This window comes from Paenarthrobacter nitroguajacolicus (assembly GCF_031455195.1).
GTDB lineage: Bacteria > Actinomycetota > Actinomycetes > Actinomycetales > Micrococcaceae > Arthrobacter > Arthrobacter nitroguajacolicus_D.
In genome coordinates, this window is record NZ_JAVDSH010000013.1 from 43,967 (window position 1) to 56,247 (window position 12,281).

General features: G+C 63.5%; 13 protein-coding genes. 6 read left to right on the forward strand and 7 right to left on the reverse strand.

The features are described from left to right. Window positions 1–157 precede the first annotated feature (157 nt). From J2Y68_RS20995 to J2Y68_RS21010, 4 genes are all read left to right on the forward strand, one after another. Window positions 158–1,501 (forward strand): ABC transporter substrate-binding protein, encoded by a 1,344-nt coding sequence (locus J2Y68_RS20995; RefSeq protein ID WP_309996632.1) that lies wholly within the window; start codon window positions 158–160, stop codon window positions 1,499–1,501. Window positions 1,502–1,598: 97 nt separating this feature from the next. Next, entirely contained in the window at window positions 1,599–2,564 is a 966-nt protein-coding gene (locus J2Y68_RS21000; RefSeq protein ID WP_309996634.1) for a carbohydrate ABC transporter permease, read from the forward strand. Further along, window positions 2,561–3,526 carry a carbohydrate ABC transporter permease gene (locus J2Y68_RS21005; RefSeq protein ID WP_309996637.1) on the forward strand — a complete coding sequence of 322 codons (966 nt, stop codon included), beginning with the start codon at window positions 2,561–2,563 and terminating at the stop codon, window positions 3,524–3,526. The genes J2Y68_RS21000 and J2Y68_RS21005 overlap by 4 nt, the downstream gene beginning before the upstream one ends. 112 nt (window positions 3,527–3,638) lie before the next feature. Beyond that, entirely contained in the window at window positions 3,639–4,703 is a 1,065-nt protein-coding gene (locus J2Y68_RS21010) for a LacI family DNA-binding transcriptional regulator (protein ID WP_309996641.1), read from the forward strand. Here the strand turns inward: J2Y68_RS21010 and J2Y68_RS21015 are convergent. Genes J2Y68_RS21015 through J2Y68_RS21035 form a run of 5 tightly spaced genes read right to left on the reverse strand, consistent with a single transcriptional unit; the run spans window position 4,700 to window position 8,900 of the window. Next, window positions 4,700–5,584 (reverse strand): hypothetical protein, encoded by an 885-nt coding sequence (locus J2Y68_RS21015; protein WP_309996644.1) that lies wholly within the window; start codon window positions 5,582–5,584, stop codon window positions 4,700–4,702. The two genes, J2Y68_RS21010 and J2Y68_RS21015, sit on opposite strands and share 4 nt — an antisense overlap. Before the next feature lie 32 nt (window positions 5,585–5,616). After that, window positions 5,617–6,423 carry an exodeoxyribonuclease III gene (locus tag J2Y68_RS21020; RefSeq protein ID WP_309996647.1) on the reverse strand — a complete coding sequence of 269 codons (807 nt, stop codon included), beginning with the start codon at window positions 6,421–6,423 and terminating at the stop codon, window positions 5,617–5,619. Window positions 6,424–6,483: 60 nt separating this feature from the next. Further along, entirely contained in the window at window positions 6,484–7,050 is a 567-nt protein-coding gene (locus tag J2Y68_RS21025) for an HdeD family acid-resistance protein (RefSeq protein ID WP_309996649.1), read from the reverse strand. 27 nt (window positions 7,051–7,077) lie between these two features. Further along, the gene (locus tag J2Y68_RS21030; RefSeq protein ID WP_309996652.1) at window positions 7,078–7,704 is read right to left on the reverse strand and encodes a response regulator transcription factor; all 627 of its coding nucleotides are present in this window, start codon (window positions 7,702–7,704) and stop codon (window positions 7,078–7,080) included. Beyond that, entirely contained in the window at window positions 7,701–8,900 is a 1,200-nt protein-coding gene (locus J2Y68_RS21035; protein ID WP_309996655.1) for a sensor histidine kinase, read from the reverse strand. The genes J2Y68_RS21030 and J2Y68_RS21035 overlap by 4 nt, the downstream gene beginning before the upstream one ends. Window positions 8,901–9,093: 193 nt before the next feature. On the opposite strand from J2Y68_RS21035, the gene J2Y68_RS21040 reads away from it, so the two are divergent. Beyond that, window positions 9,094–9,669 carry a GlcG/HbpS family heme-binding protein gene (locus J2Y68_RS21040; protein ID WP_284985173.1) on the forward strand — a complete coding sequence of 192 codons (576 nt, stop codon included), beginning with the start codon at window positions 9,094–9,096 and terminating at the stop codon, window positions 9,667–9,669. A 2-nt stretch (window positions 9,670–9,671) separates the two neighbouring features. Beyond that, window positions 9,672–10,367, forward strand: coding sequence for an ankyrin repeat domain-containing protein (locus J2Y68_RS21045; RefSeq protein ID WP_309996658.1), 696 nt, complete (start codon window positions 9,672–9,674; stop codon window positions 10,365–10,367). On the opposite strand, the gene J2Y68_RS21050 is transcribed toward J2Y68_RS21045, so the two are convergent. Beyond that, entirely contained in the window at window positions 10,364–11,578 is a 1,215-nt protein-coding gene (locus J2Y68_RS21050; RefSeq protein WP_309996661.1) for an acetyl-CoA acetyltransferase, read from the reverse strand. The genes J2Y68_RS21045 and J2Y68_RS21050 overlap by 4 nt on opposite strands. Next, window positions 11,575–12,276: a CoA transferase subunit B gene (locus J2Y68_RS21055; protein ID WP_309996664.1), complete on the reverse strand. Its 702-nt coding sequence runs from the start codon at window positions 12,274–12,276 to the stop codon at window positions 11,575–11,577. Before J2Y68_RS21055 ends, J2Y68_RS21050 begins: the two co-directional genes overlap by 4 nt. Window positions 12,277–12,281: the final 5 nt, after the last annotated feature.

Sequence of the window (12,281 nt, forward strand, 5' to 3'; positions counted from 1 at the left end):
AGCGCGCGGGCGAATCCAGAAGTAGGCAGGCTACTTTGTATCGTTGTGGTTACGGTGCGTGTAAGCGCTTGCATATGTGCGATGATCATGGCTAGTGTGAGCGTCACCACATCAATTGCGCCGCCGAATCACCTGTACTCAGCGAGGAGTCTTTAGCATGAAGAAAACCAAGTACCTGCTACCGGTCGCAACGGCCGGTGTTCTGGCACTTACCCTGTCCGCCTGCAGCGGCGATGGCGGCGGCGGGGGATCCACCGCCGGATCCAGCGACTGTTCCGCCTACGACACGTATGGCAAGCACGATGGCAAAACCGTCTCGGTGTACTCCACGATCGTGGACACCGAAGCCACCAACCTCGAAGAATCCTGGAAGCAGTTCGAGCAGTGCACGGGCATCACCATCAAGTACGAAGGCAGCAAGGAATTCGAAACGCAGATCGGCGTCCGTGCCCAGTCCGGAACGGCTCCTGACGTAGCGATCTTCCCGCAGCCGGGCCTTCTCGCCACCCAGGCCCGCGCCGGCTACCTCAAGCCCGCTCCGAAGACCGTCTCCGACCTGGTGGACAAGAACTGGTCCCCTGACTGGAAGAAGTACGGCACCGTAGATGGCACCTACTACGGCGCCCCGATGCTCGCGAACGTCAAGGGCTACGTCTGGTACTCACCCAAGACCTTCAAGGACAAGGGCTGGGAAGTTCCCAAGACCTGGGCCCAGATGATGGACCTCACCAAGAAGATCGCCGATGACAAGACCATGAAGCCATGGTGCGCCGGTTTCGAATCGGGCGAGGCAACGGGCTGGCCGGGCACTGACTGGATCGAGGACGTCGTCCTTCGCGCCCAGGGCCCCGAGGTTTATGACCAGTGGGTCAACCACCAGATTCCTTTCAATGACCCCAAGATCGTCAAGGCATTCGATCAGGTTGGCGACATCCTCCTCAACCCGGCCTACGTCAACGGTGGCTTCGGCGATCCGCGCTCCATCCTGAGCACGGCCTTCGCCCAGGCTGGCCAGCCGGTTCTTGATGGCCAGTGCGCCATGCACCACCAGGCATCGTTCCAGGCAGCCAACTGGCCCGCTGGAACCAACGTTGCCGAGGACGGCGACGTGTGGGCCTTCATGACCCCTCCCGTCGACGAATCCAAGGGCACGGCCATCACCGGTGGCGGTGAAACCGTTGGTGCTTACAAGGACACCCCTGAGGTTCAGGCTTACCTGGCATTCATGGCCAGCGCTGACTTCGCCAACAACCGCGTGAAGCTCGGCGGTGCCATCAGCGCCAACAAGGGCCTCGACCCGAACAACGCACAGTCGGCCCTGGACAAGCAGTCCATCCAGCTCCTCCAGGATCCCAAGACTGTTTTCCGGTTTGACGGCTCGGACCTGATGCCGAGTGCAGTGGGTTCCAACTCCTTCTGGAAGGGCATTGTTTCCTGGATCAATGGAAGCTCCTCCCAGCAGGTAACGGACAGCATCGAAGCCAGCTGGCCTAAGAGCTAACTACGAAAGCGCTGCCTCCCTGCCAGGGTTTCGCCTGGTCTGGGAGGCAGCGCTTTTCCCGGAACTCAGTGATTCACTCACGCCCCGGAGGTTGGGTATGGATTTTATCGGAGGAAAACTCCTTCAAGTAGTGATAGCGCTGGCGATCTTCGCGGCGATTATCGGCATCATCATGTTGGTGGTGGACAGGGCACCGAAGTCGGTGAAGGACAAGGTCACAGTGGCCGGCTTCCTCGCCCCGGCAGCCATCCTTATGCTCGTGGGACTCGTGTATCCCGCGGTGCGCACATCAATGCTGGCCTTCACGGACGCCAGCGGCAACGGCAATGGTTTCGACAACTTTGTCTGGATGTTCACGCAGCCTGAGGCTTTGACCACGCTGCGGAACACCGTCATTTGGACCGTCCTGGTCCCGCTTTTGTCTACGAGCTTCGGCTTGGCCTACGCAGTCTTCATCGATAAGGCACGCGGCGAGAAGGTCCTGAAGTCCTTGGTCTTCATGCCAATGGCCATCTCCTTCGTGGGCGCCGGCATCATTTGGAAGCTCGTATATGACTACCGCGGCCCTGGTCTCGAGCAGACCGGTGTCATCAACTTCCTCAGGGACGCCCTGGGACTGGATCCAAAGCAGTTCCTCCTGGACGCCCCGGAAAACACGATCTTCCTGATCGTCGTGATGGTCTGGATTCAGACCGGTTTCGCCATGGTGATTCTGTCGGCAGCCATCAAGGGTGTCCCGGTGGAACTCATTGAGGCGGCCCGCCTTGACGGTGCGAACGCCTGGCAGCAGTTCCGCAACGTAACGGTGCCCGGCATCCGTGGAGCACTTGTGGTGGTCCTGACCACCATCACGATCGCCACGTTGAAGGTGTTCGACATTGTCCGGACCATGACGGCCGGCAACTACGACACCTCGGTTGTGGCCAACGAAATGTACACGCAGGCCTTCCGTGCCGGTGAACCGGGACGTGGTGCGGCTCTGGCCCTGATCCTGTTCCTGATGGTGCTGCCGATCGTCGTGTACAACGCTCGAGTCCTTCGCAAGCAAAGGGAGATCCATTGACAGCCACGCCAGCCCCGAAAGAGGCCTCGAAGGCCGTAACCCGGCAGCGTCCTGGATCCGATCCCACGGAGGACGCCCAGCCAATGATGCGGCGCGTCAAGACCAAGCTCACCTCCAAGTGGGCAACAGCGGCAGCCATCATCATCGCCGTCGTATGGTCCGTTCCGACCTTCGGCCTGTTCGTTACGTCGTTCCGTCCTGCTGCGAAGCAGATTGGGCCCCGCTCCAACGGTTGGTGGAATGCCTTTGTTGACTGGGACTTCACGTTCAAGAACTACACGGACGTCCTGACCCCTGCAGGCTCGCAGTCGGCCAATCTCTCGCAGTACTTCGTTAACTCGATAGCGATCGTCATTCCGGTCACCATCTTTGTGCTGGTGCTGGCTTCCATGGCCGCTTACGTGTTCGCCTGGGGCAAGTTCAAGGGCCGCGACGCTCTCTTCATCTTCGTTTTCGCCCTGCAGATCATCCCGCTCCAGATGGCACTGATCCCGCTGCTGCAGTTCTTCACGCAGACGCTCCACCTGCCTGCCGGTTCCTATGCGCAGCTGTGGATCGCCCACACTATGTTCGGTCTCCCGCTGGGTATCTTCCTCCTCCACAACTTCATCTCTGAGATTCCCGGGGAAGTGATTGAGGCAGCCCGGGTAGACGGCGCCGGACACAGCACCATCTTCTGGCGGATCATCCTGCCGCTGTCGGTGCCGGCACTTGCATCGCTGGCGATCTTCCAGTTCCTGTGGGTGTGGAACGACCTGCTGGTGGCGTTGGTGTTCTCGGGTGGAACAGCGGACGTTGCTCCCATTACCCAACGCCTGGCCGAGATTTCCGGTACGCGCGGTGCCCGGGATTACTTGAACCCGGCGGCGGCATTCGTCTCGATCATCATCCCGCTCCTGGTGTTCTTCGGCCTGCAGCGGTACTTCGTTCGGGGCCTTCTGTCCGGCGGTCTCAAGGGATAACCACTGCAGCCCCGGTTACGCAGCGCATTACGCCGTTGCGTAACCGGGCGTTGCAGAAGGCAAGTCCCACATAAGGTGAATGCGGAGCAACGGCGGCCGGAGAGGGGAGCCTGTGTCACGAACAACGGGTAGATCCCAACGCGGCGGCCATACGGGCGTCAGCATCGAGGACGTCGCCACGGCGGCAGGCGTCTCCACAGCAACTGTTTCGAGGGCGGTCAGGGGCCTGCCGAGGGTTTCCCCGGCCACACGGGAAAAAATCCTGGAGGTAGCCAGTTCGCTGGGATATGTGGCGTCGTCGTCGGCTTCCGGGCTGGCCACGGGCCGCACCCGGACAATCGGCGTCCTGGCTCCGTTCGTAAGCCGCTGGTTCTTCTCCAAGGCCATCGAGGGCGCAGACAGGGAATTGCATTCGCGCAAGTACAACCTGTCCCTGTTCAACCTGGGCGGCCACGGGAGCAACCGTGAGCGGCTGTTCAGCTCCACCATGGTGTACAAGCAGATCGATGCCCTGCTGGTGCTCTGCATGTCGCTGACCGAGGAGGAACTCGAACACCTCCACAAGATCGACATCCCGCTGGTGGTGGTGGGTGGTCACGTCGAGGATTGCGCCTACATCGGTATCAACGATTACGACGCCGCTTCCACCGCCGTGCGACACCTGCTGGATCTGGGGCACAAGGACATTGCCTTGCTCCACGGCGACGATGAAACGGACCTTAACTTCGACGTGCCCCGGGTGCGGATCCGCGCCTTCCAGGAGGTCATGACCGACGCCGGCCTGGAAGTCCGGCCGGAATGGGACCAGTGGGGGGACTTCACCGTTGCCAGCGGACAGCAGGCCTTCAACCGGTTGTGGAGCCAGCCCGGCCGTAAACCCACAGCTATTTTCTGTTCGTCGGACGAGATGGCCATGGGCGTGATTTTCGAAGCCGGACGCCACGGTGTCAGGGTGCCGCAGGATCTGTCGGTCATTGGCATCGACGACCACGATTTCTCGTCGTCCCTTGGCCTGACCACCGTGGGCCAACGCCCTGACAACCAGGCCGAGCTTGCCACCAAGATGCTTTTGGACGAACTCGATGGCAATCCCGGGGCCGTTCATTCGCAGGTTGCCCCGCACGAACTGATCGTCCGGGAGACCACCGCGCCACCCAGCACAGCCAGCCAAGGCTAGGAAGCGCGTGCCAGCTGCCTGATGGGAATCCACCGCGACGCCAGGCGTCGGTACGCGGCCGCAGCTCCTGTCATGTCGCCTTCGGCCAAGCATTCAATGCCCAGCCGGACATCCATGGGCGAGTCGTCCGGATAGACCTTGTCAGCCACGGCACCGTAATCGAGTTCCACCATTGACTGCGCATGGAACAGCTCCAGCCATTCCGTGAGCTGTGTCAGGTCGTCCAGCATGTCCAGGTCGGGAGCAGCCAAAGCCAGGTGGGCTACGGCGAACCGCGCCCTTTCCAACGCTTCTGTGAGGGGCGTCCACACCCGGACGGTCAGGATACGCCCGTCGGCTTCAACCACGTCCTTGCGGTCGGACTCGGCGAAAAGTGAGAACCAACTAAAGGGGATGCCCCAGGTGGACGCCCGGGTATGCACCCGTTTGGCGCCGTCACCGGCGTTGAGGCGGTCTATCCTGACTTGGTGCTTGTCCCTTTGCGATACCGGGATCAGCAAATCAGCCAGCGGACTGTGCACTCCGTCCATTAGGGCGTTGGCCGCCAAACCGGCCCGAATCACCAGTTGACTGGGGCAGTAAAGCAGTCGCCCGGCGTCGTCCCCGTCTTTTTCAGTGGCGGCGTGCCGTCCCACGGGGACGCGCGTCATCCGGACAAGGTCTGTACGACCGGTAGGGAATGGATCGCCTCCGGGCCGTGTGATGCGGCCCAGCGAAGCTTGGAGCTCCGCATTTTCGACGGCGGCCCGGGAACCCGTCTTGCCGCCTGCCGCCGCGAGCTGTTGCTGCTGCTCGGGCGGAAACGCTTCGAGTGGCTCGTAAACGCGCAGCGACGAAGAGAAGGGCAGGCCTGCCTGGCCCCGGTACAGGTTTCCAGCCATGTCCAGCCTCCCTTTCGTCGATGTGGATGTACCTAGTCTGCGAGCTCCACGATCACGGGTGCGTGGTCCGAGGCGCCCTTGCCCTTGCGTTCTTCCCGGTCGATGGAAGCCCCGGTGACCCGTGAGGCCAACGCCGGTGACGCGAGGCAGAAATCGATGCGCATGCCTTCCTTCTTGGGGAAGCGAAGCTGCGTGTAATCCCAGTACGTGTAGACGCCCGGGCCCGGGGTGTGGGGGCGGACGACGTCGGTGAAACCCGCGGTTTCGAAGGCGTGGAACGCGGCGCGCTCGGGTTCGCTGACGTGCGTGAAGTTGTTGTCGCGGAAAAGCTGGATGTCCCAGACGTCGTCGTCGAACGGGGCGATGTTCCAGTCACCCATGAGGGCGATCTGCGCGGTCGGATCGGACTTGACCCATTCGGCGGCGTGGCCCTGGAGGACGTCCAGCCACTTGATCTTGTATGGCATGTGTTCGTCATCCAACGAGCGTCCGTTGGGAACGTACAGGCTCCAGATGCGGATGCCGCCGCAGGTGGCCGCGATGGCACGGGCTTCCTGGACAGGGTCCTTGCCCGCCTTCCCGAACGCTGGCTGGTCCAGGAAGGTGCGCTCCACGTCCTCCAGGCCGACGCGGGATGCGATGGCCACACCGTTCCACTGGTTCACGCCGAAGTGAGCAACCTCGTAACCCATGCGTTCAAAGAGCTCCCACGGGAAGTTCTCGTCCTTGCATTTGGTTTCCTGGATTGCCAGGACGTCGCAGTCGCTGCGCTCAAGCCAGGCTTCCACCCGGTCGGCGCGGGCACGGAGGGAGTTCACATTCCAGGTAGCTATCTTCACAGCAACTAACTTACCGAACTTGGCGCTGAGCGCATCCCCCTACCGCTTTTTACCGCCGGATCAGTGGCCGTACAGCGGTTGCGTGTGGGCGAGTTTGCGGAGCCCGATGCCCGAGACAATCAGCAGCAACCCTGTCACGATGGCGAATGTCGCCAACATTGCCACCAGCCCCAGCAATCCGAGCCCGGGGTTGACCAGCACAACAATGCCGAACACTGTGGTGACCAGGCCGACCAGCAGCCAAATTCCCCAGCTTCGAACGAAGGTCCGTGCGGCCAGGGCCAGGATGATTTGCGAGATACCCAACACCAACGCCCACAAACCTATGAGCACACCAATGGCTGCAGCTGTCAGCCCGGGCCATGCAATGGCCACGATTCCGGCGGCGATGGAGATGAAGCCACCCGCCACTGACCAGCGCGACCGGCCGGCGGGGTCGTAGAAGTAGTGGGCCACACTGGTGATGCCGTCAATGATCGCGAAGAAACCGAACATGACCACCACCACGAACGCGGTGGCACTTGGCAGCACGAGCATTAGGAGGCCAAAAACGATTGCGAGGGCTCCCCGGACCAGCAAAGCAGTTCCCGGGGTTTTGAACATTCTGCGATCCGCTGTGTCCGACATAGGGTCAGCGTAACCAACCACCGGAGGTTACCGCATCCCCTCGCGTCGGATGGCGGTGGCGATGGCCGCCGCACGGGTTTCGACGCCCAGTTTGGCGTAGATGTGCGCAAGGTGGGTTTTCACCGTTGCTTCGGAGATGAAGAGGCGTTTGCCCAGGTCACGGTTGCTGAGCCCCTGGGTCAGCAGGCTGAGCAGTTCGGCTTCGCGTGGGGTGAGGATCTCGTCCGGATGACGCAGTTGTTGGAACAGCCGGGAGGCAACGGGCGCGGACATGACGCTCTTTCCCTGCACCGCCCCGCGGACGGCGGCAAAGATCTCCTCAGGCGCGGCGTCCTTAAGTAGATACCCCATTGCTCCGGCATCGACGGCGCGGACAATGTCGGCGTCGGAGTCGTAGGTGGTGAACACGATGATGGCTTGTTGCGGGGTGCGCTGGCGCAGTTGCTTGATTGCCTCGATGCCATCCATCCCGGCGCCCATCGCCAGGTCCATGAGGACCACCGCGGGTTGGTGCCGTTGGGCGGCTTCCAGCGCTTCCTCGCCTGATGCCGCTTCACCGACGACGGCGATATCGGCTTGGGTGCCCAGCAGCGCCTTGAGTCCGCTCCGGACCACCGTGTGGTCATCCACGAGCAGCACGGAAATGGTGGTCATGGTCGCTCCCTCATCTCGGGGCCTGCAGCTGGCAAGGGCAGTTGCGCGGCGATGATGGTGCCCTCGCCGGGTGTGCTCTCCACGGACAATTCTCCGCCCAACTGCTTCACGCGTTGCCTCATGGCCCGCAACCCGTATCCTCCGGTTGGCGACGGCGGAGGTACCGTTCCGGGATCGAAGCCGAGGCCGTCGTCGAACACGTCCAAGGTGACGGCGTCCGGCAAGTACCCGAGGGTTACGCTGGCGTGCTCGGCGCGGGCGTGCAGGTTGATGTTGGCCGCGGCGCTTTGCGTGACTCGCAGCAGGGCATGCCGCACCTCGTTGGGAAGCGGCCTTGCCTCGCCGGTGACCTGGACCCGGATGGTGTCCACATACTGGCGTGCTGCTTGTTCGAGGGCTTCGGGAAGGGGCCCCGATTCCAGTCCGGGGGCGGAGAGCTCATGAACCAGGCTGCGGGTGTCGGCGAGGTTCCGCCGCAACAGCCCGGTCGCGTGGCGCACATCGTCCTGGGCGGACTGGGCTGGCCAGGATCGCTGGGCTGCTTCGAGGAGCAGCAAGCTGCTGGCGAGCCCTTGGGTGACGGTGTCGTGGATTTCGCGGGAAACACGCTGGCGTTCCGTAGCGATCCCGGCCTCCCGTTCACGTGCGGCGAGCTGCTCCTGGGCTTGTGAGACGTCGTCGAAAAGCTTCTTTTGGAGGGCGGCGTCGCGCTCGATCTTGTCGTAGATCAGGGTGAGCAGGGCGCCCGCGGCAAGCGGGCCGAGTAGCATGGCCACGTCCGTGAAGTCGCTCATGCGGAAGAGCCCGACGGCGGTGGCCGCCGCCGTCGCGCCCCCGGCCACGTATCCTGCCCAGCCGCGGAAAGCCGTGCGGGCCAGGAAGAAGATCGCGAAGGAGCACCATGCGAAGCTCGGGGCGACAATCACCAGCGCTGCCCAGGCAGCCAGCAACGCGAACATCCATGGCCTGTTTCGGTGGCCCGGTGTGCGGGGGCCGGCCAGGGCCGCTGTGACTGCGTAGAGCACGCAAACCGCGGCCGCCAAGGCCACCGTCCACAGGTTGTCCGCGGGGGAGTGGCGCATGACGTAGCGGACCCCGGAGGCCACCATGAGGACGGCAAAGCCGAGGTGGACCACGGCGTCGATCCGGCCATCGATACGGCCGCCTGGTGCGGGCTGTGGAGGGGCAGTAGGCATGATCGGTTCCGGTATCCGTTTCCCGTGGAGGCGTTCTTTCCATGCTAGGTCCCTGCGCGGTTGTGGTCTCTCCACCTTTTGGCTGATACGGCCAGCGAAAAGGCTGAGCTTGGGAACGGCGACAGGCCGATGTGGTGCCGGGGCCGCCCCGGGAGCATGAAGGTGTACCGATGCTGACTACAAGGAGAATGCCGTGAAGAAGTCCAACAAGATGATTGCCGTTGCCGCTGCTGGAGCATTGTTGCTCACAGGTGGCGCCACGGCTGTGGCCAACGCCGTAGCTCCGGCCGCCGCCCCCGCTGCCGTCGAGGCCAAAGCTCCGGCTGACGTCCAGCCCGCACCGGAGAACGTGGTTGCCCAGAACCGCATCACGGTGGGTGCCTCGAGCAAGGCCGTCAACGCTGCGCTCGCCAAGTGCCAAGCGGACAAGCTGCCGTTCGTGACGGTCGCACTGGTGGACCGTTTCGGCACGGTCCAGGCCATCCTCCGCGGCGACAACGCCGCCGAGCACACCATCGAGGCCGCCAAGCAGAAGGCCTACACGGCAGCCGCGTTCGGTGCGCCCACCAGCGAGCTTGCCAAGCGCATCAACGGCAACGGCCCATCCATCGCCGACCTCCCCGGCACCCTCTTCCTGTCCGGCGGCGTGCCGCTGAAGGTGAACGGCGTCTCGGTGGCGGGTATCGGCGTCGGCGGCGCTCCGGACGGCGCCCTCGACGAAGCCTGCGCTACCGCCGGTGCGGACGCCCTGGCCGCGGCAGCGAAGTAGCCATGAAAGCACGGGCGGTGGGGGTTGGGTTGCTGATGGTTGAGGTGCTGCTGGCTGGATGTACGACGGCGGGAACCTCGCCTTCCAGCCCTGCCGCACCCCCCGCGTCGCAAGCAGCCCCCACGTCCACGGCGCCGTCGAGCGCCAGCCCGGTCCCGCCGTCGTCGTTTGCTGCCCAGGCGACGCCACCCAAACTGTCCCCGGATGCCCAACTGGAAACCGACCGACTCCTGATCCTTGCTGCGAAAGCCAATGATCCCGTGAAGGTCAAAGAACTGATCGCGACTGGCGGGAACGTCAACGCCAAGGACGGGATCCAGGATTCCGCGTTCCTCTATGCAGGGGCCGAGGGTTTCAACGAGGTTCTCAAGCTCACCTTGGCCGCCGAGGCAGATGTGCGCAGCATTAACCGGTACGGTGGCACGGCCCTGATCCCGGCCAGCGAACACGGGCACACGGAAACCGTTCGGATCCTGATTGCTGCAGGGGTGCCCGTGGACCACGTCAACAACCTGGGATGGACCGCCATGCAGGAAGCCATCCTGCTCAACAATGGTGGCCCCAACCAGCAGGACGTGGTCCGGCAACTGCTCGACGCTGGAGCCAACCCGGACATCCGCGACCCCCAAGGCCGAACCGCCCTGCAGAACGCAGAGCGGCTCGGATTCGCGGAGATCGCAGCGCTGATCCGGGGTTAAAGCGCCTCCAACACGCTCACGTAGTTCGCGATGCCCACGCCGCCCATGTTCTGCACGGCGCCCCGGCGGGCGTTGGGGAGCTGCATGTCCCCGGCGGTGCCCGTGAGTTGCATGGCGGCGATGACGTGCTGCGACACACCGGTGGCGCCGACGGGGTGGCCCTTCGCCTTCAGGCCGCCGGAGACGTTGATGGGAAGCTTGCCGTCCTTATATACCCACCCCTCCTGGATGGCGCGGGAACCTTCGCCGCGCGGGGTCAGGCCCATTGCCTCGTACATGATGAGCTCGGCGATGGTGAAGCAGTCGTGCACTTCGGCGAAGTCCAGGCCGTCAATTCCGACGCCGGCCATACCCAACGCCCGCTCCCACGAAGCCCTGGTGGCGGCGAACTCCGTGGGATCGCGCTTTTCGGCGGGGAAGAAATCGTTCGCGTGGCCGAAACCCGCCAGGCGCACGGTTGCGGTTGCGCCTCCGGTCGCCTGGGTGGACAGTACGACGGCGGCGGCCCCATCGGAGACCGGCGAACAGTCGGTGCGGCGCAAGGGCTCCGCCACCATGGGGTTCTTGTCCGAAATGGTCCGGCAGAACTCCTCGCCGAAGTCCCGGTGCATCTGGGCATAGGGGTTGTCCATGCCGTTGCGGTGGTTCTTGGCGGCGATGGAACCGAGGACGTCGCCGAGACCTGCTTCGAATCCGGGGCGGGCAATGGAAGAGCCGTAGCGTTTTTCGTAGTGCTTGGCGACTTCAGCGAACAGGCCCGTGAAACCAGTGGATGACGCCTTTCCGGCCATCTCGTACGAAGCGCCCAGCAGGGCAGCTCCCACGACGTCGGCTCCGGCGTCGGTCATCTTCTCGGCACCGATCACCAGGACGTTCCGGGCGGTTCCGGCGAGCACGGCCTTGACTCCCTGTTGAAACGCAGCCGAGCCGGAAGCGCAGGCGTTCTCGGTACGGGTGGCGGGGACGTTGGCGAGTTCCGTGGAGAGCTGGAGTGCCAAGGACGATGTGAAACCCAGGGGCTGCATGCCCGAGTTGAACTGCCCCAGGTAGATCTCGTCGACGTCCTTGGGGTCCAAACCGGAGTTGCTGATGGCTTCCCCGGCGACCTGGACGATCAGCGATTCCAGGGTCTCGTCGGTCAGCTTGCCGAACTTGCTGTGGCCCCAGCCCGTGAGCAGGATGTCTTTACCGAACTGGTCTTGCAGGCTCATGCGTTGGCTCCTTCGAGGTTTGTTTCCCATGCGTCTTCGTCCAGCGCCAGCGTGAACTCCGCGTCCGTCTTACTACGGATCTCTTCCACGGTGACGCCGGGGGCGAGCCGGGTCAGCACGAGGCGGGCGTCGCCGTCGGGCGTTTCTGTTTCGGGGGCGATGTCGAACACGGCGAGGTCCGTGATGATCCGGTCCACGCAGCTGAGCCCCGTGAGGGGGAGGGTGCATTCGGCGACGATCTTGGCCGTACCGTCCTTGGCGTTGTGCTCGGTGAGCACCACAACGCGCGGTGTCCCGGCAACCAGGTCCATCGCACCGCCCATGCCTTTGACCATCTTGCCGGGGATAGTCCAGTTGGCGAGGTCGCCGCTGCCGGACACCTGCATGGCGCCCAGGATGGCTACCTTCACGTGGCCGCCACGGATCATGCCGAACGAGGTAGCGGAGTCGAAGATGCTGCCACCCGGAGTTATCGTCACCGTTTGCTTGCCGGCGTTGATGAGGTCCGCGTCTTCTTCGCCCTCGTACGGGAACGGGCCCATTCCGAGCAGGCCATTTTCGCTCTGGAGGATCACCCGCACGCCGTCGGGCAGGTTGTTCGCTACCAGTGTGGGGATGCCGATGCCGAGGTTGACGTAGTCGCCGTCGTTCAGTTCTTCGGCCGCGATGGCAGCCATCTGGTCACGTGTCCATGCCATGGTGT

Coding starts and splice junctions, on each gene's coding strand:
- J2Y68_RS21015 (WP_309996644.1), bottom strand. CDS start 5,584: ATGGCTGGAAACCTGTACCGGGGCCAGGCAGGCCTGCCCTTCTCTTCG.
- J2Y68_RS21000 (WP_309996634.1), top strand. CDS start 1,599: ATGGATTTTATCGGAGGAAAACTCCTTCAAGTAGTGATAGCGCTGGCG.
- J2Y68_RS20995 (WP_309996632.1), top strand. CDS start 158: ATGAAGAAAACCAAGTACCTGCTACCGGTCGCAACGGCCGGTGTTCTG.
- J2Y68_RS21030 (WP_309996652.1), bottom strand. CDS start 7,704: ATGACCACCATTTCCGTGCTGCTCGTGGATGACCACACGGTGGTCCGG.
- J2Y68_RS21025 (WP_309996649.1), bottom strand. CDS start 7,050: ATGTCGGACACAGCGGATCGCAGAATGTTCAAAACCCCGGGAACTGCT.
- J2Y68_RS21045 (WP_309996658.1), top strand. CDS start 9,672: ATGAAAGCACGGGCGGTGGGGGTTGGGTTGCTGATGGTTGAGGTGCTG.
- J2Y68_RS21050 (WP_309996661.1), bottom strand. CDS start 11,578: ATGAGCCTGCAAGACCAGTTCGGTAAAGACATCCTGCTCACGGGCTGG.
- J2Y68_RS21035 (WP_309996655.1), bottom strand. CDS start 8,900: ATGCCTACTGCCCCTCCACAGCCCGCACCAGGCGGCCGTATCGATGGC.
- J2Y68_RS21055 (WP_309996664.1), bottom strand. CDS start 12,276: ATGGCATGGACACGTGACCAGATGGCTGCCATCGCGGCCGAAGAACTG.